At 37.0% G+C, this 23,410-nt stretch carries 25 protein-coding genes and 1 tRNA gene; 18 read left to right on the forward strand and 8 right to left on the reverse strand.

Annotation, left to right across the window (positions count from 1 at the left end):
• The first annotated feature begins 205 nt into the window (after positions 1-205).
• Complete coding sequence (locus tag DKG77_RS01955; RefSeq protein ID WP_109659673.1) at positions 206-541, forward strand: hypothetical protein; 336 nt, start codon at positions 206-208, stop codon at positions 539-541.
• Positions 534-905: a hypothetical protein gene (locus DKG77_RS01960; RefSeq protein WP_109659674.1), complete on the forward strand. Its 372-nt coding sequence runs from the start codon at positions 534-536 to the stop codon at positions 903-905. Before DKG77_RS01955 ends, DKG77_RS01960 begins: the two co-directional genes overlap by 8 nt.
• 146 nt (positions 906-1,051) lie before the next feature.
• Here the strand turns inward: DKG77_RS01960 and DKG77_RS01965 are convergent, their stop codons facing one another.
• Positions 1,052-1,360 carry a hypothetical protein gene (locus DKG77_RS01965; RefSeq protein ID WP_133248405.1) on the reverse strand — a complete coding sequence of 103 codons (309 nt, stop codon included), beginning with the start codon at positions 1,358-1,360 and terminating at the stop codon, positions 1,052-1,054.
• A gap of 143 nt (positions 1,361-1,503) precedes the next feature.
• Positions 1,504-3,162 carry a hypothetical protein gene (locus DKG77_RS01970; protein WP_109659678.1) on the reverse strand — a complete coding sequence of 553 codons (1,659 nt, stop codon included), beginning with the start codon at positions 3,160-3,162 and terminating at the stop codon, positions 1,504-1,506.
• 496 nt (positions 3,163-3,658) lie between these two features.
• On the opposite strand from DKG77_RS01970, the gene DKG77_RS01975 reads away from it, so the two are divergent.
• The gene (locus DKG77_RS01975) at positions 3,659-4,267 is read left to right on the forward strand and encodes a hypothetical protein (RefSeq protein ID WP_133248406.1); all 609 of its coding nucleotides are present in this window, start codon (positions 3,659-3,661) and stop codon (positions 4,265-4,267) included.
• A gap of 173 nt (positions 4,268-4,440) precedes the next feature.
• Here the strand turns inward: DKG77_RS01975 and DKG77_RS01980 are convergent.
• Positions 4,441-4,514, reverse strand: a tRNA-Asn gene (locus DKG77_RS01980).
• Positions 4,515-4,583: 69 nt separating this feature from the next.
• Complete coding sequence (gene rseP, locus DKG77_RS01985) at positions 4,584-5,939, reverse strand: RIP metalloprotease RseP (RefSeq protein ID WP_109659682.1); 1,356 nt, start codon at positions 5,937-5,939, stop codon at positions 4,584-4,586.
• Between the two features lie 153 nt (positions 5,940-6,092).
• Between rseP and DKG77_RS01990 the strand changes: the two genes are divergently transcribed.
• The 8 genes from DKG77_RS01990 to DKG77_RS02025 all read left to right on the forward strand — a co-directional run bounded on the left by DKG77_RS01990 (position 6,093) and on the right by DKG77_RS02025 (position 12,955).
• Positions 6,093-6,767: an SCO family protein gene (locus DKG77_RS01990; RefSeq protein ID WP_109659684.1), complete on the forward strand. Its 675-nt coding sequence runs from the start codon at positions 6,093-6,095 to the stop codon at positions 6,765-6,767.
• Positions 6,768-6,853: 86 nt separating this feature from the next.
• Positions 6,854-7,096, forward strand: coding sequence for a FeoA family protein (locus DKG77_RS01995; RefSeq protein WP_109659686.1), 243 nt, complete (start codon positions 6,854-6,856; stop codon positions 7,094-7,096).
• Positions 7,093-9,330, forward strand: a complete 2,238-nt coding sequence (gene feoB / locus DKG77_RS02000) for a ferrous iron transport protein B (protein ID WP_109659688.1) — start codon at positions 7,093-7,095, stop codon at positions 9,328-9,330. Before DKG77_RS01995 ends, feoB begins: the two co-directional genes overlap by 4 nt.
• A 279-nt stretch (positions 9,331-9,609) precedes the next feature.
• Entirely contained in the window at positions 9,610-10,134 is a 525-nt protein-coding gene (locus tag DKG77_RS02005; protein ID WP_133248407.1) for an RNA polymerase sigma factor, read from the forward strand.
• A 2-nt stretch (positions 10,135-10,136) separates the two neighbouring features.
• Positions 10,137-10,928, forward strand: coding sequence for a HEAT repeat domain-containing protein (locus tag DKG77_RS02010; RefSeq protein WP_109661382.1), 792 nt, complete (start codon positions 10,137-10,139; stop codon positions 10,926-10,928).
• Positions 10,929-10,948: 20 nt separating this feature from the next.
• Positions 10,949-11,701 (forward strand): DUF4097 family beta strand repeat-containing protein, encoded by a 753-nt coding sequence (locus tag DKG77_RS02015; RefSeq protein WP_109659692.1) that lies wholly within the window; start codon positions 10,949-10,951, stop codon positions 11,699-11,701.
• Positions 11,702-11,719: 18 nt separating this feature from the next.
• Complete coding sequence (locus tag DKG77_RS02020) at positions 11,720-12,430, forward strand: DUF4097 family beta strand repeat-containing protein (RefSeq protein WP_109659693.1); 711 nt, start codon at positions 11,720-11,722, stop codon at positions 12,428-12,430.
• Between the two features lie 3 nt (positions 12,431-12,433).
• On the forward strand, positions 12,434-12,955 hold the full coding sequence (locus DKG77_RS02025) for a nuclear transport factor 2 family protein (protein WP_109659695.1): 522 nt from the start codon (positions 12,434-12,436) through the stop codon (positions 12,953-12,955).
• 4 nt (positions 12,956-12,959) lie between these two features.
• Here the strand turns inward: DKG77_RS02025 and DKG77_RS02030 are convergent, their stop codons facing one another.
• The 4 genes from DKG77_RS02030 to DKG77_RS02045 are packed head-to-tail and all read right to left on the reverse strand — an operon-like array spanning position 12,960 to position 16,302.
• Positions 12,960-13,352: a DUF423 domain-containing protein gene (locus DKG77_RS02030; RefSeq protein ID WP_109659697.1), complete on the reverse strand. Its 393-nt coding sequence runs from the start codon at positions 13,350-13,352 to the stop codon at positions 12,960-12,962.
• A gap of 24 nt (positions 13,353-13,376) precedes the next feature.
• Complete coding sequence (locus DKG77_RS02035; protein WP_109661384.1) at positions 13,377-13,784, reverse strand: DUF2141 domain-containing protein; 408 nt, start codon at positions 13,782-13,784, stop codon at positions 13,377-13,379.
• A 51-nt stretch (positions 13,785-13,835) separates the two neighbouring features.
• Positions 13,836-14,270 carry a hypothetical protein gene (locus DKG77_RS02040; protein ID WP_109659699.1) on the reverse strand — a complete coding sequence of 145 codons (435 nt, stop codon included), beginning with the start codon at positions 14,268-14,270 and terminating at the stop codon, positions 13,836-13,838.
• A complete protein-coding gene (locus tag DKG77_RS02045; RefSeq protein WP_109661386.1) occupies positions 14,263-16,302 on the reverse strand; it encodes a S9 family peptidase in 2,040 nt (679 codons plus the stop codon). The genes DKG77_RS02040 and DKG77_RS02045 overlap by 8 nt, the downstream gene beginning before the upstream one ends.
• Before the next feature lie 63 nt (positions 16,303-16,365).
• Between DKG77_RS02045 and DKG77_RS02050 the strand changes: the two genes are divergently transcribed.
• The 7 genes from DKG77_RS02050 to DKG77_RS02080 all read left to right on the forward strand — a co-directional run bounded on the left by DKG77_RS02050 (position 16,366) and on the right by DKG77_RS02080 (position 23,372).
• Complete coding sequence (locus DKG77_RS02050; protein WP_109659701.1) at positions 16,366-17,472, forward strand: AraC family transcriptional regulator; 1,107 nt, start codon at positions 16,366-16,368, stop codon at positions 17,470-17,472.
• An 82-nt stretch (positions 17,473-17,554) separates the two neighbouring features.
• Positions 17,555-18,073, forward strand: coding sequence for a hypothetical protein (locus DKG77_RS02055; protein ID WP_109659703.1), 519 nt, complete (start codon positions 17,555-17,557; stop codon positions 18,071-18,073).
• A gap of 8 nt (positions 18,074-18,081) precedes the next feature.
• A complete protein-coding gene (locus tag DKG77_RS02060) occupies positions 18,082-19,656 on the forward strand; it encodes an alpha/beta hydrolase (protein WP_109659705.1) in 1,575 nt (524 codons plus the stop codon).
• A 174-nt stretch (positions 19,657-19,830) separates the two neighbouring features.
• A complete protein-coding gene (locus tag DKG77_RS02065; RefSeq protein WP_109659707.1) occupies positions 19,831-21,351 on the forward strand; it encodes a serine hydrolase in 1,521 nt (506 codons plus the stop codon).
• The gene (locus tag DKG77_RS02070; RefSeq protein ID WP_109659709.1) at positions 21,344-22,105 is read left to right on the forward strand and encodes a DUF6090 family protein; all 762 of its coding nucleotides are present in this window, start codon (positions 21,344-21,346) and stop codon (positions 22,103-22,105) included. The genes DKG77_RS02065 and DKG77_RS02070 overlap by 8 nt, the downstream gene beginning before the upstream one ends.
• A gap of 25 nt (positions 22,106-22,130) precedes the next feature.
• A complete protein-coding gene (locus tag DKG77_RS02075; RefSeq protein WP_109659712.1) occupies positions 22,131-22,889 on the forward strand; it encodes an SDR family NAD(P)-dependent oxidoreductase in 759 nt (252 codons plus the stop codon).
• Positions 22,890-22,898: 9 nt separating this feature from the next.
• Positions 22,899-23,372 (forward strand): hypothetical protein, encoded by a 474-nt coding sequence (locus DKG77_RS02080; protein ID WP_109659714.1) that lies wholly within the window; start codon positions 22,899-22,901, stop codon positions 23,370-23,372.
• Positions 23,373-23,410: the final 38 nt, after the last annotated feature.

The following is a 23,410-nucleotide window of genomic DNA, read 5'->3' on the forward strand; positions in this document are numbered from 1 at the left end:
GTGGTCTCAACGCGCGCGTAGTGGTTAGATTTTGAATTTTATATGAATATTCGGGTATCTGTCGCACATGTATCGGATTAGACTTCGTGACTATCTGTTCGCGCGCAGAGGACTTACCAAAACTTAACCTTCCTATAGTCTCAAAAACGATGAAAAAAAAGATGACCAGGGTTTTACCAAATCTCTAATTGGTTAATTTAGGCTCATGAAGGAAATGCCCGTAAATCAATTATCTTCTATTGAAGAAATAAATGCAGAAATACAAAAGGCTCAGAGCCAAATCCCAAATCTTCGGAAACAGATCCCTGTAGCAATTCCACTGATTATAATGTTTTCATCTGTGCTACCTTTTCTGCACGGAAGATATGGAGCAAGGCCAATGATGGAGAGTATAGGTTATTGGAAAGGAGTTTTTTTTTGTAAATCGATTTTATTGGCTGCATGGGTTTACAGTTACTACAGGGATAAAACCAGGTTAGAGAACAGGGTTGCGGATTTAAAGTTTAGAAGGGGAATTTTACAAAAAAGGTCAAATGGATAAGATTAACTTCAAACAAGTTCAATACTCTGTTCTTGGCGTCTTCTTGGTAATCATTGGAATTTTGATTTGGTATCTCAATACCGATTATTTTGTTAAAAAGGACTATTACCATTTCAAGGATGAAGGATTTAACTCAACCCTATTTAAAAAAGTCGAAATACATCCCACAAGAGGGAACAAGATATTTTTAAACACTGGCATGGAGTTGGTTTTAGATAGAGGGCTGTTCGACAAACTTCAAGTAGGTGATTCGGTCGTAAAGATAGTAGGTAGTGACTCTATCTATTTTTATACCAATCAAGGGTTGATAATCCATGACTATAATGAATTTAAAAGAAAGAAGTTTATGAAATCACTCAAGTGACATCTATTGTTCCGCCAATCATAATTGTTTCCAAAGTAACAGAATGGAAGATAATTGGGGGATCTATACGCGCGCAAGTACTGCTTACTTTTTACAACTTCGTGGGTATCCGCCGCCGAGTTACATTGGTTGAGTTTCATTTAACATCACATCTCGCCGGATCTGATTATTTTTATTATCCATTTTTCATCAATTAATTGAGAAGTGCCAGTAATTACCGCCCCCTCAATTGGATAGTACAAATAGAAATTGAATTTTTTCAAATCACAGTCAAGACTATCAATTCTTATGTTTACCGTACTGCTTTCCTCATCAATATTGCTTTTTAAAATCACTCTTTTGCCATTAATGGTCAAATCCATATCGGCTGATATAAAATCTGATTTGAGCAATTTTATAGGTAATCTCCCTTTAACCTCAGGGTGTAAAAAAAACTGGAATTTTTGATGTTTCAATATCGAACTTATTGCGCCGGACCTTTCCTCTTTTGAAAAGCAATCTTGATACACTGGTTCACGTATTTCAGTTTTTTCGACATTTGTCTTGCAGCATATTAGAAATAGGAAAAGTATTAATTTCAACTTATTCATATTCCAATTTAATTATTAATCCTATCTAATACTAATCTTGCAGTGTCTGGGCCAACATTGAAACCATAGACCTTAACTTCGAATATTCGTCCCTCTTCCCCTGGATAATCAAAACCTTGGGAATAATCCCCATAATGAACGTACTCATGTAAGATTGTGGTTCCTAAGAAAAATAAAAGCTCATCTTCAATGGGCTGATCAGTTGTTCCCTGTTCTAAATCGTTAACATAATCTACATCTAAATATATCCTTTCAGGGGTATTATCATCAAAAAAACCAGCCGAATCTTCATCTGTAACACCCGGGACAAAATTATCTAATTGTGTTATCTCTAAAATTGGCCCTTCCCCCCATTTCAAATCATTTTTGATATCTGTTATTGGTATGTTTGTCAATTCATGTATTGCATCAACAATTTTAGAGATACCAGCCACTTTTGGCATTTGGTTTTTAAGGTATTCAGTTAATTTAGGATATTGTTGTTCATAAAGAAGTACTTTATCAATTGGATATTTTATCAAAGGAAAAGGAACCACCACTTCGTTATTTGTAGTATAATTTCTTTCACTTACCAGAATAGAATTAAAACTAAAAAATTCCCCTTCCATTATCCCTTCAATTGCTCTTAGTACAAATCTTTTTCCTTCATCGTTGTCATTAGCATTTATAAAGTTCAATATTTGTTGGCACATACTACTATTTGAAGATAAAAACGAAAGTTGGTATGTATTCAATATATTATCCAGCTTTGTATTTAGAATTCCTGCGTAAAGACTGGGAGTTGTATTTACCGGAACCCCACCTGGCTGAATTACATCACAACCTATACAATCATCGACTATCCTCTTCTGGGATGCACCTGAGCCATTGTCATAAACATGGACAATAATGCATTCCCCTGGATGTTGACAAGTACTTGCCGATGTGTAGCGATAAATACCGTCTTGAGGTGTAATATGATAAATTCTCGTACCCGACCAGCCTGTATATGGGTCCCATGGCGGATTGTTTGAACCTCCAACACCACCTCCAACACCACCTGAGCCATTTGAACCGCTATCGATTATAAGTTCATCACATAGTATTGGGTCGCCATATTCATCGTGTCCCGTGCAGTTATTTTTGGCATAAGTCCCATTAGGGAAAAAATATTCAAATGGATGGATGTTCAAGGTTCCGGAAAAGTTGGCAAAATCGATACCTGTAGAATTTGGATCTTGCAAGAAAGTATCCAATGTTTCTGGTTCGCTGGTATAACTTATAACATACGGTTCTTTAGGAGTTTCGTCAGCAGAGATGGGGACTATCAGATTGTAAAAAGTAAAGGGTGGGGCCTCAGTGGACAGAAATTGAAATGAATAATTCTTATTGCCGAGCGTATCCACAATCATCAAGATTTCATCTTGGTTTATAACTACCTGACCATTTTTATTTGATAGACCGCTTTCAAAAAAAATTGACCCGCCTGATTTTGTGGCTAAAAAATTGTGAACCTTGGGAATATCTCTCAAAGTTACCATTGAGTGAGAATAGGGATTGCTGGATAAATATTCCACGTTTGAAATTTCCTTGACTTGGCCGTCATTTAAAGTTGACTCATCGTCACAACTGAACAAAAAAAAGCTTATTAGAATCCATGCACAAATCGATATTTTACGAAGTATCATAATTTATGTTATAAGGTTTAATTTGCATTAAAAGTAAGATAATTCTATCAAATCGAATCGTTATGAGTGAACGCTTAAAATTGATTCTTGCTTTTTGCGCATAGCCAAATAATTGAAACTAAAAGTTTGCTGCTAAGCACACTGGTTGAGAATAACATTTTAGGATGGAATAATTGAAAAAGGTTGAATGAAAACCTAGAGTTATTGGAATTTGAGCCAATTGGAAAACATAACCAGTTCATCAAAACAGTTTCAGAAAAGATAAAAAAATGGTGATTATTGGGACAATTAAAAATAAAAAACGACACTACAACAACGTGTATAATTCATTGCTAGTACTAGCTTACTTACGAAAATCCTCGCGCATTTTCTATTCGGTTTGTATTTGCTAATTTAGTTGCTAAAACACGCGACGAAATCATACATAAGACCATTGTGCAACATTAAATGAGCGAAAAAGAAATAATATGGAAATATCAGTTGAAAAAAATTAAATGTGAATAAAGCAAATTCTTTTACTAAAGTAATGGCCGCTAAAACGGATATAGAACTACTTGAATATGTTGAAAAAAAATCAAGATTTCAAGAACGTGCGGTGCTTGCTGCTAGTTGGGAACTCGAGAAAAGAGGAAGGACAACGGAGGATGTCAAAAAACTAATCGTTGAACTGGAAAAGAAAGAGTCATTTGCAGAGAGCGAGTCAATTGTAAAACCGAAACCCTCCAATGTTACAGAAGATCCGAATGCACCATTACTTTACAGCCCAAAATTCATTTTGGTCTATGGGGCACTTTTCTCAGTCCTTTTTGGAGGCATATTAATGGCTGTAAACTTTGCTAGGTTAGGAAAGCAGAAGTTAGCATGGATGGTTGCTCTTTCTGCCCTATTATATTCAGTTCTGCAAGGAACTCTATTAAACTCAATAGATCAGGACATGCTTACAGTACCGCTCACAATATTGGGTGTTTATCTTCTTGAGCAACTAATTTGGAAACCTAATGTCTCACCTGATTTAAAATATCGTAAACGAAAAATATGGATTCCTCTTCTCATTGCAATCGGAATATGGGGACCTATATTTTATCTAATTATAACCGGAGGGTAACCGTTCGTGACAAAAATATCAGAACTACACAGAAAGTATGAATGGAATGATAACCGAAAGTCTGGAAGGGAATGTCATTTGTTAACTTTTTAAGTTTTGGAATATAATCTAGGATAAAAACCTTCTATAAATCAAAAAACCCAGCAAGAATAGTACTTACTGGGCTGTCACTGCTCCCCCTCTTGGGCTCGAACCAAGGACCCTCTGATTAACAGTCAGATGCTCTAACCAACTGAGCTAAGGAGGAATATTTTATCCTAAGCGGGTGCAAATATAGGAGTTTCTTTAAAATGCAACAAGCAAAAAAAGTGGTTTTCTATTTAAAAAGCCATTTATACAAATCGTTGCCATTTGCAAACAGCAATAATCCTATTAAAAGAAAGAAACCAACCATTTGTGCATACTCCAAAAATTTATCGCTGGGTTTTTTTCCCGTTACCATTTCATATAGCAAAAACGTTACATGACCACCATCTAAAGCTGGTATTGGCAATATGTTCATAAAAGCTAGAATAATGGATATCAATGCAGTGGTGGACCAAAATGCAGCCCAGTCCCAGGTATCTGGAAACATACTACCGATAGCGGCAAAACCGCCAACACCTTTATACGCACCAGTTGAAGGGTTGAATATTTTTTTAAGCTGCTTTACGTAACTAGATAAGGTGGTTACCCCTTTATCTATTCCAGCTGGTATTGCTTCAAGAAAAGTGTATTTCTGGGTCTGAATCTTAAAGTAGCCCCTGTCCTCTAGGTCCTTCATAGTAAACCCTCCAATCTCTATGCCCAGCTTTGCATCATCATTTACACTGGCCGTTAAATCAGCCTGTGTTCCATCTGCCCTATTTACTTTTATATTGATGTTCTTACCCCTGTTCTCCTCTAAAAGGGCCATTACTTGATCTCTATAAATAGCTTCAGAACCATTAATGGACAAAAACTCGTCCTTAGTTTTAAACCCTGCATCCGTGTTGTGTGAACCTTTAGATACTTTATTCACTACAAAGGGTGCTCTAAGGCTTAGAAACCTTACTTTCTCTTCATCTTCCAACAAGGTGGAAATAAAATCTACTGGGATTTCTTTTTCGATTTGCTGCCCATCTCTATCTATGGTAATGGTATTGCCATTTATCAGTTCAATAAAAACGCTGTTGAAGGTCTTTAGTTTTTCCCCATCTACTGCAATGATTTTATCTCCGGTCTGTATGCCAACCTTGTCCCCTATTTCTTTTTCTACCACCCATACACCATCTCGTAGGCTTTCCATAGGAATGTATTGATCACCATAAGAATAGGCCATTCCAATATAGATGATAACAGCTAGAATAAAATTGACCGTTACACCACCAAGCATAATTATAAGACGTTGCCAAGCTGGTTTACTGCGAAACTCCCATGGTTTTGGCTCTTCTTTCATGGCTTCTGTATCCATGCTCTCATCAATCATACCGGCAATTTTCACATACCCTCCTAAGGGCAACCAACCTATTCCGTATACGGTTTCACCAATCTTTTTCTTAAAAAGGGAATATTTTACATCAAAAAAGAGATAGAATTTTTCCACCCTTGTCTTAAATATTTTAGCGGGAATAAAATGTCCCAACTCATGAAGAACAATGAGCAAGGAAAGACTAAGAAAGAATTGTATTACTTGTATTACTACAGGATTCATCAGCATTTATCTATTAAAACGCACAAAAGTAAACTTTTAGCCAGTGATAAAAAAACGGCAAAACCTAGCACCACTTTGTTTTAAGAAAGTTTTAGCACCAAAACTTATGTTTTATCTTGAAGAATCCTTTGGTCAGCCGTAATTTTGCAACGGATGAGGTCATTTTTTTCTAAATACAAATTCTTTGGAATAACGCTTTTAGCACTCTCTGTGGTAATTATCTATTTGTTTTACAATGCCTTACAGCCAAAAAAAATGCTTCCGGTTTTTCAACCCTCCATGGTGAGCCAAGAGTTGGTGGACAGTACTTTACATTACAAAAGGAAATATCATACCATTTCAGATTTTGAATTGATCAATCAAAATGGGAAAAAGATCACCCAGCAAGATTATGAAGACAAAATCTATGTGGCCGATTTCTTTTTTACCACCTGCCCCACAATTTGTCCCATCATGACCAAGAACATGGCAGAAATCCAAAGTTCCATTTTGGATGACCAAGATGTTTTGTTGCTTTCCCATTCGGTGACACCGGTTATTGACTCTGTGCCCCAACTAAAAAAATATGCTTTAGAGAAAGGGGTTATAGACAGCAAATGGAACCTTGTTACCGGAGATAAAAAACAGATTTACCAGCTTGCCAGAAAGTCCTATTTGGCGGTAAAAAATGATGGCGACGGTGGTCCATATGATATGATCCATACCGAAAATTTTATTCTTGTGGACAAGGAAAGAAGGATTCGCGGATTCTACGACGGCACCAATAAAGAAGAAATACAAAAACTGCTCACAGATTTGGAAATCTTAAAAAACAGCTATACCGAATAGCCTTTTAAGCTTTATAAAAATTTAAGAATCTTTTGTTCCCATTTTTACTTACTTTTGCTTACTTAAAATCAATCTAAATAAGTTAAGTGGCGACTGTTGCAGATTTAGAACACGGACAAAAAGGAATCATAAAGGAATTTTCAGATATTGTTCTTCCCATAAAACTTATGGAACTAGGGTGTTTGCCAGGAAATAGCGTAGAATTGGTTCAAATTGCACCGCTGAAAGACCCTATTTATATCAACGTAAATGGAAGTCACATTGCCATTAGGCGTTCCCTTGCCAGACAGATTGAGCTGGACATTTTAGAAGACCCCAAAGCTATATGAGCAAAAACATAAATGTTGCACTTATTGGCAATCCAAATACAGGAAAAACCTCAGTCTTCAATCAACTTACTGGACTAAAACAAAAGGTTGGCAACTATCCTGGCATCACCGTAGAAAAGAAAGAGGGTGTCTGTAAACTCCCTCGAGGTGTAAAAGCACATATTCTTGACCTTCCTGGCACCTACAGTCTTAACACCACTTCATTGGATGAGAGCGTGGTCGTTGAATTATTGTTGAACAAAAACGATAAGGATTATCCAGATGTAGCCGTAGTAGTTAGTGATGTAGAAAACCTAAAAAGAAATCTGCTGCTCTTTACGCAGATCAAAGATTTGGGCATCCCCACAATTTTGGTCATTAACATGGCGGATAGAATGTCTAGAAAAGGAATTTCTTTGGACATTGAAACATTGGAAGAAAAGTTGAATACCAAAATTGCCTTGGTGAGTACGCGCAAGGGAAATGGTATTGAACGTATTAAAGAACTGATTGCCGATTATAAAACCTTATCAACAAAGCCCAATGTAAATACTTCTAGAATCTCCCCTGAATATTTTGGGCGCTTGCAAAAGGCTTTTCCAAAAGAGGATTTGTATAAACTATGGTTGGTCATTACACAGGATGTAAACTTTATGCCCATTGAAAAAAAGCGAATTCAGGATGCGACTTCTTTTTCAACCAAATCAAAAGACGAGCTCAAAAAACTTCAGCATAAAGAAACCGTTTTACGTTATCAGTTTATAAATAACACCTTGAAAGAAACCTACAAGGTAGATTTTCAAGCCGCCAAAGGACTAAGAGCCTCTTTTGATAAAGTGTTAACGCATAAGGTGTTTGGTTATGTTATTTTTTTGGTCATATTATTGACCATTTTTCAAGCAATTTTTGATTGGAGCACTTATCCGCAAGACTTTATTGATGAGCAATTTGCCATGGCCGGGGAATGGATTAAAAATACGTTGCCCCCAGGAGTATTTACCGATTTGTTGGCCGAAGGAATACTGGCGGGCATAGGAGGTATTGTTATTTTTATTCCGCAAATAGCATTTTTATTTCTGTTCATTTCATTGTTGGAAGAGACTGGCTATATGAGCAGGGTTGTCTTTTTAATGGACAAACTCATGCGCCCATTTGGTCTTAGCGGTAAAAGTGTGGTGCCTCTCATCTCAGGAACTGCATGTGCAATCCCAGCAGTGATGGCCACAAGAACCATTGAAAATTGGAAAGAACGACTCATCACAATTTTAGTCACACCTTTTACTACTTGTTCAGCAAGACTCCCAATTTATTTGATTCTAATAGCGCTTGTAATTCCAAAAGGGCGCATTCTTGGGCTGAGTTACCAAGCCCTGACCTTGATGTTATTGTATATTATTGGGTTTGGCATGGCCATTTTTTCGGCAATGATTTTGAATAAAATCTTGAAGATTAAAAGTAGCTCTCTATTCATGGTGGAAATGCCAACCTATAGACTTCCTCTTCTAAAAAATGTAGCTTATACAGTGATAGAAAAAACCAAGAGTTTTGTCTTTGGTGCAGGAAAAATCATTCTGGCTATTTCTATTGTGCTTTGGTTTTTGGGATCTAATGGACATTCTGAAGATTTTAAGAACGCCGAAAGTATTGTTAATAAAAGAATTGAAGATGAAGGCCTTTCCAATTACAGTAAAAACTACATTCAGAATAACATTGACACCTACATGCGGAGCACCAAATTGAGTGTTGTAGATCAACCCAATGCCATTGGACTAAAATCGCTCCAAGATTCTGTGCTGATCATGACAAAAGAACTAAAAGAGAGAGCCAAGGCACAGGAAGTTGCAAGTTACAAGCTGGAACACTCCTATATAGGTTATGCGGGAAAAGCTATTGAGCCAATCGTTAGGCCTTTGGGCTATGATTGGAAAATTGGTATTGCGGTATTGACGTCTTTCGCTGCTCGAGAAGTCTTTGTTGGAACCCTAGCAACTATTTATAGTGTGGGCAATGACGAAGAAGAAACAATCAAAAGCAGAATGTCTGCAGAACTTCATCATTCAGGCAAGAAACCATTGTTCAATCTGGCCTCAGGTATTTCATTGATGCTTTTTTACGCTTTCGCTATGCAGTGCATGAGTACGTTAGCTATCGTAAAAAAAGAGACTAATTCATGGAAATGGCCTTTACTCCAACTAATATTTATGAGTGCTTTTGCTTATATTGTAGCATTGACGGCCTATCAAATTCTAAAATAAATGGAAATTTTTCAGCACATATTGGCATATTTAATTTTAGCGATTGCCGTTGGATATTTGGCATTAAAATTCATTCTTCCAAAATCATTCATACTCAACAGAAAAAAAACCACAAAATCTTGTGGGCAAGACGGTTGCGGTTGCAGCTAGGAATTTCTACATATTTATAGTATCCTCTTTCTTAAGCTTCTGGAATTTAAATTGAAAAAATTTTATTCCCAGTGTAACCTTTTATAAATTCCTGATTATATAGGTTAGAAGACCAACTAAAAACATCTTTTGGAAGAGCTCTCGGATGAAATAGTAATGCAAAAAGTTGCTGCCGGTAATCTAGATTTACTCAAGGTACTTTTTGATAGACATCACAGACACGTATATAATTTTTTATACAAAATGTCTGGAGATAAGATGCTGAGTGAAGATTTGACACAGGATGTTTTTTATAAAATTATCAAGTATAGAAGCTCTTACAAAAATGGTTCGTTTGTAGCTTGGTTGTTTACCATAGCCAGAAACGATTTAAAAACACATTTTACAAGAGTCCATAAAAATCATGAAGATATAGACGCGGTGGATTACAAAAAAGTGGAAAATCAAGAAGATCGGAGTGAAGAACATTCTCACTTGCAAAATGCATTGAACAAGCTGGATGCCACGGATCGTGAATTGGTTATTTTAAACAGGTTTCAGGAAATCAGATATAACGAATTGGCAGAAATAACAGGTAGTACCCCAGGAGCGATTAAAACCAGAATGAGCAGAGCACTTAAAAAATTAAAAAGAATTTACTTAGAAAATATATAGGCATGGAAAATAATCATGTTACAAAATTGCTCCCAGAGTATCTAGATAATACACTGAGCAAAGAAGACAAAGAAAAGGTGAGAAAACATATTGCTGATTGCATTCAGTGCAAGTTGGAACATGATGAGATGAACATATTGTTCAAGGCTTTTGAAAATGAGCCCATTTCAGTTCCCACAGAGAGTCTTACCGCCAAATTTGATAAAGCGCTACAGCAAGAAAAAATGGAAACATCTAAAGTTATCCCAATTTCTTCGGAAAAGAAAAAAATCGGATGGGCCTCCAATATGCTTAAAGTAGCGGCAAGTATTGCCCTATTGGTTGCTTCCTTTCAAATGGGAAGGTTCCTACAACAAGAAAAGTCCAATGAAGATATTGCCATTTTACTTGATGAGACACTACAAGTAAAACAAACTGCCATGCTTTCCCTAATGGAGAATCAATCTGCAAGTAAACGTATTCAAGGGGTAAACTATATTGAGGAGTTTCCAAATCCAGATGAGGCCATTGTAAAGGCCCTGGCCAACCGATTGCTACATGACGAAAACGACAATGTACGCTTAAACGCTTTTGAGGCTTTGTCAAGATTTGCTACCTCACCAACCGTTAAACAAGCTTTTATTGAAGCATTGGATATTGAAAAGAACCCTAGTATTCAAATTGCCATTATACAGTCGTTGGTAAAAATTCAGGAAAAGAAAGCGGCGGCACCTATGAAAAAATTATTAGAACAAGAGGACACACAGCCTTTTGTAAGGAACGAAATTGAATTAGCATTACCTAAAATTATATAAACATCAAAAAACGAAAAATCATGAAACAATTATCAATTCTTTTAGTAGCATTTGCTTTTGCCACGACAATCAATGCACAAACAGGTTACACAAAATCTTTAAGTGGTATTGAGTGGGTCAAAATAGAGTCCAAATCAGATATTACGTTGAAAACTTCTAGTGCCAATGAGTTGCGCATTAAAGGAAGCAGAAGTTCTAAAGTGTCAGAAAAAGCAAAGGGCCTTAGACTTGTTGGGGAAGGAGGCAATGACAATACGGATGTTGGTTTCTATGTGGTGCAAGATGGGAACACCTTGATTGTGAAAAATCTAAGAAAATCTGAAGGCGCTGAAATTTTCCTCCCAAAAAATCAAAATGTATCTGTTAAGAGCACATGGGCGGGCGACATTGAGATTGATGGTTTTTCTGGAGAGGTTGAAGCAGATGCGAAACTCAATGGCAGTATTGAAATAACCAATGTTAATGGGCCAGTAACCGCAAATGCGCTTAATGGTGAAATAGCTGTGCAGTTTGGGACAGTAAAACAGAATTCCCCTATTTCTATCTATACCACAAATGGAGCGGTAGATGTTTCACTGCCAGGAAGTACTCCAGCAGATTTGGTAATGAGCACAACAAACGGAGATATCTACACCAACTTTGATATTAAAAGAGAAGAAAAAGATGGGCTAAAGTCCATTTCTGGAAGAAAGGTAAGAGCTTCCATCAATAGCGGGGGTGTAAACATTTCGCTAAAATCCACCAACGGAAATATTTATCTCAGAAAACAATAATCACTAAACAGAACAGTCATGAAAAATCTAATGATTCTATTAGCATTGGGCTTCATCAGCCTATCCGTAAACTCCCAAAAAGTCATAGAAAAAAACATCAACTACAACAATCAGATAATAGATGTCGAGGTAAAATTTGCATCACATATAAAAGTGAAAACATGGGATAAGCCTACCATATATTTTAAGGCCGATATTTCAACAGAAGACGGAAAATATCTTGATCTATACAATCTTAAAGTAAAAGAAGCCAACGGTTTTATCAGTATTAGTTCCCAGACCGAAAAAATACTTAAAGCTTTTCATGATGAATGGAACAAAACCAGAAGAGACAGTTACAAGCATTACTATACTAGCGATATGTATGAATTTGATTATGTGCTGTATGTTCCAAAAAACGCAAATTTCAGTGTGAGCAGCATTAACGGCGATCTAAGTGCTGAACTTATTGAAGGTGATTTTACCGCTGACTTGATCAATGGCAATATCGATATAAAAAAATACAACGGCAATCTGGATCTAAAGACCATAAATGGGGAAATAGATTTAGTGCTGTCCAATTCTCGTCTTATTGCGGAAACAATTCACGGGCAAATCTATGCAGATGAAAATTTAGACTTAAAAGTTACGGATCGTCACGTGGGACAAAAAGTGGAAGGAAACTTCAATAACGCTTCAAACCGCCTTAAACTGAACACAATAAACGGCAACATGTATTTACGGCTTTAGATCATGAAAAAAACATTTAAAGCAATTCTTATACTTGGACTATGCATTTGTTCATGCAAAAAATCTCTGACCAGTTCAAATCAAAACCTTATTACAAACGATTCCTTGCAATTGGTTGAATTAATTTTGGATCGAGAACAAGCCATGATCAAAAAAGATGTTGACCTGGTCATGTCTCAATTTTCAGATGATGCAACTTGGATAAATTCCCAAGGATATCTGTTCGAAGGAAAAAGGGAATTGGGAAAATTTCACTCAATGTTTTTTGAAAATGATTCCTTAAACTATTATTATGAAATTGGAATTCCAAAAATACGCTTCTTAGATCATAATAGTGCTTTAGCCTATTATTCTTGGAAAATGTTTTGGATCAAAAAAGAAAATCCCGCGGATACAACATTTAAGGAAATTGGTCTAATGACTTTAAATGCTCAAAAAGAAAAAGGAAAATGGCAATGGACTGCAATTACAAACCAGCATACACCTTGGTTTTTTAATGAGGTCAAGCCTGTACAGATAGAATAACTCTTTAAAGTATGGTTGCTATAAAAGAATATAGAAGCAAGGCCCAGCCCATCACTAGCAATAATCCCCCAATAGGCGTTATAGGCCCCAAAAACTTTAGCTTTTTTCCTTTTGATGAGCTTAAGCAAAGACCATAAATACTAAAGGAAAACAGTAAAGTACCTGTAACAAAGCAATTAACAATGTATTTGTCCAAGGGTCCATCAAACCCAAGGTTATAGCTAAGTACAATTAATAATATAGCATGGTACATTTGGTACTTGACCCCGGTTTCAAAACTATGAAGTTGTTCTGGGGTCAATTTCTTTTTTAGTGCGTGGGCCCCAAATGCCCCAAAAATAATAGCCAAAAGCCCATAAAAGCCTCCCATAACCTGAGCAAGTAGTATTGTTTCCATATTTGTAAGCAATAAAAAATTCTATTAGAACATTACATCAATTTCGGTATCTCTAGTAACCTTAAAGCAACACTCTTTATACTTTGGAGGACCAAAGGTTTTCATTTTTGCTTTTGAAAAAGCCACTTTTTCCTTCGGAATTCCTAACCAATTTGTGTCGAGTATATCATTACCATTTTGATCATGGAACACCGCTACGGCATATTCTCCTGGAGGCAAATTCTCTATGTTTAACATAACCACTCCCTCTTGTGCTGGTGCAGTTCCAGTTTTCACCACCCCCTCAAAAGTCAAAAAAGTGTCCCCCGAATCATAAACTGCCACATTTACTTTGCCTTCTGTTGATGGAACATTATGGACATGAACGGAAATAGTATTCTGTGAAAACATGAAAAAAGGCAACAAAAAAAGGATGTAGAAAACAGGTTTCATAGGTAAAATTTGGACAGGGTTATCATGGCTTGAATACATACGCATGTAAAATCAATTTTGGTTTTCAAGATTTGCCATTAATTCAGTATTCAGCAGATTATAAACATCATGCGTTTGCAAACTGTCTTTAAAGTTGAGAAATATCTTAAGCGAATCATGATGTACCAATCTAATTTTTCGTTGTCGCAGATCATCAACAAAAACATACACCTTGGCTTGAGTCAACGAATCTTTAAAAACACCTTTTTCCTTAGCACTCCAAGAAAATCCGCTTGAGCGTTTCATTTGCGGCAGTTTGTCCACAAATTCAACACTATCTATTTCAGAAACGGGAATTGCCTGGTAATAGATTCCTGAAAGGATTTTTAGCTCTCCATCTTCTATTTTATGCCAATTCTTATAGTGTTCTATAAAGGCAAGAATACATACAATTAGCGTGAATACAATTAATACATTCCACAGCCAATGTCGTTTCTTTTTATTCATTTTTCTTGTCCGTTCTATACTTATCAAACCAAGCAACCGTATGGGCAATTTTAGTAATCAAATTACTGGGTTTACTTGCAATTCCATGGCTCGCACCAGGAATTTCAACCAATACGGTTTCAATCTTTCGTAATTTAAGGGCATGGTAAAGTTGTTTGGCCTCACTGGGTGGGGTTCGTAAATCGTTCATGCCAACCATTACCATTGTTGGGGTCTCTATATTACCAACGAGTGAAATGGGAGAAAATTTCCAATAGCCCTCAAAATTTTCCCAAGGCTGCCCTGGATATCGATGCTCTGCGTAATAAAAATAATTATCGGCAACCAATGTCTTGCTTATCCAGTTCATAACTGGTTTAGCCACAACGGCAGATTCAAATCGGTTGTTCTTACCAATCATCCATGCAGACATGATACCGCCGGCGCTACCCCCTGTAACGAATAATTGATCTTCATGGGCAATACCCATTTTTATGCAATGGTCAACACCATCCATAACATCATTATAATCTTCTCCAGGATAATTGTTGTAGAGCAAATTTCCAAACTCTTCGCCATAGCTTGTGCTCCCTCTTGGATTGGGATAAAAAACCACATATCCGGCCGAGGCATACAATTGCATTTCAATTGAAAAACGGTCGCCATAGTTAAGTATTGGACCTCCATGGTTTTCCACCATAAATGGATATTTTTTAGAAGCCTCATAATTAGGAGGATATACGACCCAACCTTGAATGTCTCTCCCATCTACTGAAGATTTGTACCATACTTCTTCCACCTTTCCCAAATCTCTGTAATTAAGCAATGCTTTATTCAGGGCGGTAATCTTTAAGGGACTTTTACTTTTTGGTTTAAGGATGGCCAGATCAGCCGGGTATTCTGGTCTTGAATGGGTATACGCAATAGTTCCATTTTTAGAAATACTATAAGAACCACTTCCGTAAGGTCTGCCCAATGTTGTTCCACCAACATTGTCCGCAACTTTAGATACTGTCCCAGAAAGGGAAATGTGCCCTATTTTGCCATTTCCTTTATCATCATAAGAAATGAACAGTCCATCGCTTTTTGCATTCCATTCAATGTTGGAAATAGTTCTGTCCAATCCCTCGGAAATTACTCGCATACCACTTCCATCCAAATTCATGATGTGCAACTTGCGTATTTGGTACGCCTGCACTTTATCTTCAAAACCTAAATAGGCAATGCGTTTACCATCTGGAGAAACTTTTGGATTATAGTCGGGCCCATTTCTATCGGTCAATCCCGCTATTGTTCCATTTTGGACCTCAACGGAATAGATTTCACTATTTCTAAAATTGTATTGCCAGTTCTCATCACGATTGGCTGAAAAGTAAATTTTACTTCCATCATTGGCCCATGAGAGAGTACCTCGATGATGGTAGTCTCCAGAAGTTAGCTGTCTTGGTGCCCCACCGTCCGAAGGAATTGTAAAAATATGATTGAACCCCGGCTTGATATATCCCCTCCCATCAGCTTCATGGTAGACACGATCAGTAATTCTCGGCGCGTCTGCCCACTTGGCTCCCTTGGGTTTTTTAGGCATTTTTGCAATAACTGGTGGTGCCTTGGGAACATTCATGGAAAAAGCCAATTGTTTACCGTTTGGTGACCATGTTAAGGAACTTGGACTAAAAGGCAATTGAGTCAACTTTGCAGTTTTTCCAGAAGTGACCCAGTAAACAAATATTTCCGAACCTTCATCCGTACTGCTTGAAAATACAATACGATCACCATTCGGAGACCATTTTGGGCTACTTTCACTTACTTCTCTTGAGGTTAATTTTTGGTGCTGACTTCCGTCGGATTTTAACAACCAAAGATTACCAACCGAGCGGTCTTGCATAACATCATACCTCATACGACGATATACTACCCACTCTCCGTTAGGTGAAATTTGGGGGTCAGAAACATATTGTAGATCAAAAATGTCCAGATAAGAAAAACTTTGTTTTTGTGCAGTTGAAAATTGCAGTGCACCGGCCATAAGCAATAAAAGAAGAAGTCTCCGCATAGTTTTGAAATTTGTAGTTTTAAAGGTAGCAGAAAACAAAGACGCTTCAAAAATAAATTGCAAATGCAGCTTAACATTTCCATAGTTCAACTCATTACTATTTGTGCGGTTGCCAATGGATTTGTTTTTGGGTTTCTACTATTGGAAAAAAAAGAAAACAGATTCGCAAATCGTTTTCTATCCCTTTCGTTAATATGTATATGCCTGACCTTTACCCCATACATGCTGGACCCTTCAATTTGGAATACCCATAGATGGTTGGCATGGATGCCTTTTTCATTGTCATATTGGATAGGTCCCTCTTTTTATTTTTATGTTCGAACGCTCACCAATCCAAGTTTTCGGTTTTTAAAAAGACATCTTTGGCATTTTTCACCTCTTGTTCTTAACTATATACATAGCATCTATCATGCTGTTTTTCCTGGGAGCAGAACACCATGGCATTGGTTTCATTTTGTGGCTGAACTTTTTGAATCAGCAGCAATCCTCTCCATTTTAATCTATATGGTGATATCTATTAGGAGGATAAAAAAATATCAACAACAACTTCTGAACAACGTATCCAACATTACTGAAATTGACCTTCAATGGGTAAAAAAAACCATCATGGTCATTGCTGCTTCCTTTGTATTGATTTCAATTTTTCTATTTATTAGCAGTGGCGTCAGCGGGAAAGAATTCTTTCACCAATGGGATGAATATAGATCTGCTGTTTTATTGCTCTATTCATTTATGCTGTATTGGCTAAGCGTCCGCGGATATCAGCAGGCACAAACCATAAAAATCATAAAGCCAACGGATATGCCCATTGGCCTACCTGACACAGAATCATCTAAAATAATTGACCAACTTCATTGCACAATGGTCAACGAAAAACTGTTTAGAAGTCCTGAGTTGAGCCTTACCGGTTTGAGCAAATCCGTTTCTGTTTCCGAAAGGACCATTTCTGAAGTTTTAAATGGTACCCTAAACAAAAACTTTTATCAATTTGTAAATGAATATCGTGTTAAGGATGTACAAGAAAAACTGAAAAATCCCAAAAACTCCAACATAAAGATTCTAAGCCTTGCTTTTGATGCAGGATTTAATTCCAAAGCAACATTCAATAGGCTATTTAAGGCTTATACAGGCTTGACTCCAAAAGAATTTAAATCCAAAAACTTGCGTTAAAAACGGTTTTTGATACTTGTAATCAGGTATTGAGACCTTTTTGAAAGACTTCCTGACTAGCTTGAGGTAAAATTTACATCTCATGCAAAAGTCATTGTTTCTTCTACTGTCCATTTTAATTGCTCACACTTCATTCTCTCAATCTATTAAGGATCTAAACTTTTTAATTGGAGATTGGAAGGTTGTGGAAACCATATATCCTGGTACCGAAAAAGAGTATCAAGAAATTGGAAAAAGAACTTGCGAATATTATTTGAACGGAAGTTTTATCAAATGTGAATCGCTCACCGTGGATCAAAGAAATCTGCGAGAACGTTCTTATGCCTATATCATTAACTATCATAAAAAGGAAGATGTTTTTTTGGTTACTTCCCTAGCGCATGACTTTCCGTTGCATGGCAAACATAAATGGTTCTTAGATAAAGAGAATAAGCGCATTAATGCCATATCTCCCAAAAACGTAATTGAGGACCGCTTTTTTAGGGCGACAATTTCATATGCCAACGAAAAGAAATTGGTGTGGAATGGATGGTCTAGCAAGTTTTTAAACGATAAAGAATGGGTGCAGATTTTCAACGATGTGACCACAAAAACGGATTAATCTAGATCATGCATAAAAAACTGTCTTTTATTGTTCTATTGTTAATGTTCTTTGGGTGTCAAGACCCAAAAAATGGGTCCTTAGAAGAGCCTTTTTCCAATTTTATGGGTTATGGTGAATATTCGGTAGGGTTCAAGAGCTTATTCCTATCTGATCTTTCAAGGGAGCATGTACCATACGCTGATTGGAGCGGTAAGCTATATCCAGAGAATGGGACATCTAAAGGCAGAAAGTTGCCCATACACATTTGGTACCCCGCTTCGGAAAAGTCCAAATTACTCCCCTATCGCCATTTTGTTAATTTGATTACCAAGCAGACCCAAGAAGAATTCAATAAAGAGTCTGATTCTTTGGCCAGTAAAATCTTTGCTTACCAGATCAGTGAATTAAAAGGAGATTCCAGCTTTGCCCAAGACCAATTGGACACTCTTTTGGCATTGAAGACAAACGCTTCGCTCAATACCCTTCCTGTCCAACAAAAATTTCCATTGATCTTATTTCCCAATGGCACAAGTCCTGCTATCCAAAGTGTAATGTGCGAGTATTTGGCCAGTCATGGCTACATAGTTGCTGCCATTGCCCTTAAGGGGCAATTTTCACATGTGGTGGACACCTCAACAAAAGGGTTGGAAGTAGCGGTGGACGATTTAGAATTTGCACTGCAACAGTTACTTGAACTGCCGAACATAGATGAAACCCAAATTGCCTTACTGGCCAATGCAATTCAATCTTCATTTTGCGTTGGTTTAGCTTCCAGAAACAAAAAAATAAAAGCTTTGATAAGCCTGGAAGGTGGGTTCCTTTCCCAGTTTGAACAAAATATTCTAAATAGCACCAGTTTTTATGAGCCTCAAAATATTGCCATTCCCATTCTAGCAATTTATGCCCCTCACCCCAGTATTTCTCCACACCATATTTATCACTTAAAATATAGTGATCGCTATTTTGCGCATTTTCCAAAAATGAGCGAGTTTCATTTTTTAAACTATGGCCTTTTTGAAGAATATGTTCCCAATATAATTGGCGAACCTAAAGGAAACACTAAAAAAGGTTTCAAGGCCGCATCTGAGCTTTCACTTTCATTTTTGAATGCAATGCTTAAAGGGAAAACAAAAAAGTTTGATCAATTTTATACTAAAGAGATACCAAAAGAATATGAGATAACCATAGATACCGTGTTTAAAATGGCAGGGATTGTACCACCTCCAAACATGGCAATACTCAAAAATGTTTTTATTTCTGATGGCATAGACGCTATAGAAAGCATATATCAATCACAAATTATGGAGGGTAACCCAACACCATTCTCCATGACTTTTTATAACGATTTTAAAAATTGGTTGGCTTGGAAAAAAGACCCTGAATATACAAATAGACTTCGCTTATATAAGATGGCAGTTAAAAGCTATCCCAACTCGGCATTAAATAACTACCGCCTTGCTTTTTATCTTGATAAAAACAATGCTGATAAAGCTTCACATTCATATTACCTAAAAGCCAGCCAATTGCTAGATAAGGATAGTACTTTAACCCAATCACAGGTGGCAGATTTAAAAAATGCCATTGTCCAAGCTTTGCAATAACCATATTTTCAACAAATGGAATAAAAGCACTTTTATATGGCATAACTTGCTATATTTAGAGTAAATAGCCAACCTGGTCTAACTTCTTATAAATTAAGGATATTTGTTGTTTCAGTATGAGATAACATTTATTGATTGAGAAGTGGATCAAGGTATTGAAACCATCACAAAACCATGAGAAATAATATCTATTTGCCGTTATTCTTCCTAACGCTAGTATTAAACCAAGCTTTAAACGCCCAACAAAAAACGAACTCAAAAAAATTGGATGCCATGATAGTCCAGGGCATACAGGATTGGAAAGTTCCTGGACTGGCTGCAATAGTGGTCAAGGATGGAGATGTGGTTTTTCAAAAAACCTATGGGGTAAAAAATTTAGAGACCAAAGAAAAGGTAGATGGGAATACGTTATTCAATATGGCTTCCACTACCAAAGCGGTGGTGGCCATTGCCATGGGTATGTTGGTGGATGAAGGCAAACTAAATTGGGATGATAAGGTTGTAGACCATCTGCCTTATTTTAAATTGTCCGATCCACTTACCACTGCCGATGCTCGTATAAAGGATTTATTCACTCATAATTTAGGTATTGGCAATGCGGATGCTTTATGGATTGTTGATAGTGTTTCTACACGAGAAACTATAAGAAAATTTCAATTCGCAAAAAAAACATATCCACTCCGTGGCGGGTTCACCTACCAGAACATTATGTATGCCGTAGCCGGGGAAGTTATTGCAACAGTAAGTGGAAAACCATGGAACCAATTTGTAAAAGAGCGCATATTTAATCCTTTGGAGATGACGCGTACCCAAGCCCTAGCCAAAGATGTTTTTGGTGCTGGAAATTATGTAACTCCATATTTAGACGACAATGAAGATGGTCTGGTTGAGGTTGATTATGGTTTTTCCGATCAAATAGGTCCGGCAGGAATGATTTGCTCTACCCCAAATGACATTTCAAACTACTTGACATTCTTGGTAAATGATGGTGTTTACAAATCCGATACACTGGTAAAACCAAAAACCTTTAAGTACCTATTTGAACCTCAATCTTTTTTAGGCTCAAATGGAACTTATCCTACCAACCCTCTTACCAAACCTAATTGGAATACCTATGGTATAGGCTGGTTTCAGCAAGATTATAAAGGTCATAAACTAGATTTTCATACTGGAAGTTTATTTGGATTGGTAGCCATTGCTGGGGTAATGCATGACAAGAATGTAGCGGTCTATGTGTTTGCAAACTTAGATCACGCCGAGCTGCGACATGCTATTATGTACAAGGCATTGGATTTGTATGGCTTTAACGATGATAGCCGTGATTGGCATACAGAGGTTTTCAAACTATACCAGGGGTTTAAGAAAGAGCATATTGAAAATACCGAAAAGAAGATTTCAGAACGCGCAAAAAACACAAAACCCAGTTTACCATTAGAGGCTTACGAAGGGTCGTATACCAACGACATGTTGGGTACGGTCGTAGTCACGGTCCAGGACAATGCGCTGCAAACCAATTTTAATGATTTTATCACTTACGAAACCACACATTGGCATTATGACACTTTTATTACGAATAAGGACCCACGGTTTCGTGAAAAGTTATTAATTCGTTTTGAGCTCAATACTGATGGAAAAGTCAACCAACTTGATTTTATGAGTGAAGTTTTTACCAAAGCCAATAAAGAGGATGATTAAATTCTTTCGTCGTATTCGCCAAAAATCACTTTCTGAAAACAAAATCAGTAAATATATCCTCTATGCCATTGGTGAAATTGTGTTAGTGGTCATTGGTATTTTGATTGCCTTGCAGATTAATAATTACAGTGAACATAAAAAAGAACGTAACAAAGAGCTAGTGCTTCTTACAAATCTTTCAAATGAAATTAAATTGGATATTCTTCAGATCGAAAACAATACCAAATTATCTAAGGAAAGACTGCACAGACTTGATAGCTTGATACACTTATTAAAAAATACGGACAGCATTGATAAATTCAGTTTCATTCAACAGTCGTTTGAGTTTGTTATTGACCAATACTTTAAGAGCAATAGCGGTATTTTTGATGAAGCCATTTCTTCGGGTAAAATGAGTTATGTGCAAAATGAAACTTTAAGGCAAAATATTTTTAACTATTACCGTAATGCCAAAGAAACCTATACAGATGGCACCACAAGACAGATTACGGACGAGTTTATTACACCTCTTTTGGTTGATAACGTTTATCTTAATCTTGAAGGGTTTGCTATGTTGGGAGTGAATATCGAAGGCGTTTCCAATATAGAAAATCTTGATTTGGACAAACTTTTAAAAAATAGAGATTATTGGAAAATGGTATTATTGAAATTCGGAGGCAACAGGGAGCAAATTTTACGATGGGAAGGTATTAAACATAGAGCCCAAGAACTAAAGCAACAAATTGGCCAGGAGCTTGAAAAATTGAACCAATGATAAAATCCGTTGAAAAGATTCGTCCATGAATTTTAAAAACAAAACCGTTCTTATAACCGGAGCTTCGCGCGGTATTGGCAAGGCAACTGCCATGGCTTTTGCACAAAAAGGCGCAAAAGTGGGCATCAATTTTAGAAATAACTTGAAAGAAGCTGAGAAAACCCTTGCAGAACTACCCGGTGAATGCCATCAATTGTTTCAACAAGACATTTCAGAAAAAGATGGCCCTGAAGCTTTGATTCAACGTTTTGTTGATTGTTATGGACGATTGGATATTTTGGTCAACAATGCCGGTATTTCCATTTTCCATAAAATTGATGAAGTGGATTTTGAACATTGGACCCATGCTTGGGAAAATACTTTTAAAACCAATCTTTTCGCTGTATCCAATCTCTGTTATTGGGGAGCAAAAGCCATGATGAAAAACGGAGGAGGACGAATTGTAAATGTATCGTCTAGAGGAGCCTTTAGGGGAGAACCAACCAAGCCCGCTTATGGTGCCAGCAAAGCAGCTCTGAATTCCATGAGTCAATCCTTGGCCAAAGCACTGGCCCCTCATAAAATCTATATTGGGGTGGTAGCACCCGGATTCACAGAAACTGAAATGGCCGCCATAACCTTAACTCCCGCAGAAAGAGAAAATCTGCTTCGTGAGTCCCCGTTTAAGCGTATGGCACAGCCTCAAGAAGTGGCGCATGCCATTCTGTTTTTAGCTTCTGATGGTGCAGAATATTCTTCGGGCACTATAATCGATGTTAATGGCGCTTCATATTTAAGGAGTTAACTTTGTTGTATGAAAGCCGCGACCGTAGTCCAACTCAAAAAAGAACTCCAACAAAGAAATCCAGAAGAGCTATTGAGCCTGTGCTTACGTTTAGCACGCTTTAAAAAAGAAAACAAAGAGCTTCTTACCTATCTCCTTTTTGAAGCGGGCCATGAGGATGGTTATATTGAAACGGTAAAAAACGAGATTGACGAGCTGTTTTCAGATATCAATACCAACAGTTTTTTCTATATTAAAAAAAGCGTGCGAAAAATTTTGCGGAACCTTAAAAAATATATCCGCTACTCTGGAAACAAAGAGACCGAAGTGGAGCTCTTGCTCTATTTCTGCCAAAAATTGAAGGAGTTTAGACCCTCCATGAACAATAACATTACCCTACGTAATTTGTATGATAGGCAATTGGCCTTTATTGCCAAAAAAGTGGATGCCCTTCACGAAGACCTTCAATATGATTATGGTTTGGTTTTGGAAGAATTAAAATAGTCTTCCAGGCAACCATTTATAAAGAAGAAGCGTCTTTC

Source organism: Flagellimonas aquimarina (assembly GCF_003149745.1).
Lineage (GTDB): Bacteria > Bacteroidota > Bacteroidia > Flavobacteriales > Flavobacteriaceae > Flagellimonas > Flagellimonas aquimarina.

Bases quoted from the DNA above. Each gene is read 5' to 3' on its own strand.
- DKG77_RS02030 (WP_109659697.1), bottom strand. From the start codon at position 13,352: ATGGAAACAATACTACTTGCTCAGGTTATGGGAGGCTTTTATGGGCTT.
- DKG77_RS01970 (WP_109659678.1), bottom strand. From the start codon at position 3,162: ATGATACTTCGTAAAATATCGATTTGTGCATGGATTCTAATAAGCTTT.
- rseP (WP_109659682.1), bottom strand. From the start codon at position 5,939: ATGAATCCTGTAGTAATACAAGTAATACAATTCTTTCTTAGTCTTTCC.
- DKG77_RS02080 (WP_109659714.1), top strand. From the start codon at position 22,899: ATGAAAGCCGCGACCGTAGTCCAACTCAAAAAAGAACTCCAACAAAGA.
- DKG77_RS02055 (WP_109659703.1), top strand. From the start codon at position 17,555: ATGCAAAAGTCATTGTTTCTTCTACTGTCCATTTTAATTGCTCACACT.
- DKG77_RS02015 (WP_109659692.1), top strand. From the start codon at position 10,949: ATGAAACAATTATCAATTCTTTTAGTAGCATTTGCTTTTGCCACGACA.
- DKG77_RS02035 (WP_109661384.1), bottom strand. From the start codon at position 13,784: ATGAAACCTGTTTTCTACATCCTTTTTTTGTTGCCTTTTTTCATGTTT.
- DKG77_RS01955 (WP_109659673.1), top strand. From the start codon at position 206: ATGAAGGAAATGCCCGTAAATCAATTATCTTCTATTGAAGAAATAAAT.
- DKG77_RS02040 (WP_109659699.1), bottom strand. From the start codon at position 14,270: ATGAATAAAAAGAAACGACATTGGCTGTGGAATGTATTAATTGTATTC.
- DKG77_RS01960 (WP_109659674.1), top strand. From the start codon at position 534: ATGGATAAGATTAACTTCAAACAAGTTCAATACTCTGTTCTTGGCGTC.
- DKG77_RS02050 (WP_109659701.1), top strand. From the start codon at position 16,366: ATGCAGCTTAACATTTCCATAGTTCAACTCATTACTATTTGTGCGGTT.
- DKG77_RS02065 (WP_109659707.1), top strand. From the start codon at position 19,831: ATGAGAAATAATATCTATTTGCCGTTATTCTTCCTAACGCTAGTATTA.
- DKG77_RS02045 (WP_109661386.1), bottom strand. From the start codon at position 16,302: ATGCGGAGACTTCTTCTTTTATTGCTTATGGCCGGTGCACTGCAATTT.
- DKG77_RS02075 (WP_109659712.1), top strand. From the start codon at position 22,131: ATGAATTTTAAAAACAAAACCGTTCTTATAACCGGAGCTTCGCGCGGT.
- DKG77_RS01990 (WP_109659684.1), top strand. From the start codon at position 6,093: ATGAGGTCATTTTTTTCTAAATACAAATTCTTTGGAATAACGCTTTTA.
- feoB (WP_109659688.1), top strand. From the start codon at position 7,093: ATGAGCAAAAACATAAATGTTGCACTTATTGGCAATCCAAATACAGGA.
- DKG77_RS02020 (WP_109659693.1), top strand. From the start codon at position 11,720: ATGAAAAATCTAATGATTCTATTAGCATTGGGCTTCATCAGCCTATCC.
- DKG77_RS02010 (WP_109661382.1), top strand. From the start codon at position 10,137: ATGGAAAATAATCATGTTACAAAATTGCTCCCAGAGTATCTAGATAAT.
- DKG77_RS02060 (WP_109659705.1), top strand. From the start codon at position 18,082: ATGCATAAAAAACTGTCTTTTATTGTTCTATTGTTAATGTTCTTTGGG.
- DKG77_RS02025 (WP_109659695.1), top strand. From the start codon at position 12,434: ATGAAAAAAACATTTAAAGCAATTCTTATACTTGGACTATGCATTTGT.
- DKG77_RS02070 (WP_109659709.1), top strand. From the start codon at position 21,344: ATGATTAAATTCTTTCGTCGTATTCGCCAAAAATCACTTTCTGAAAAC.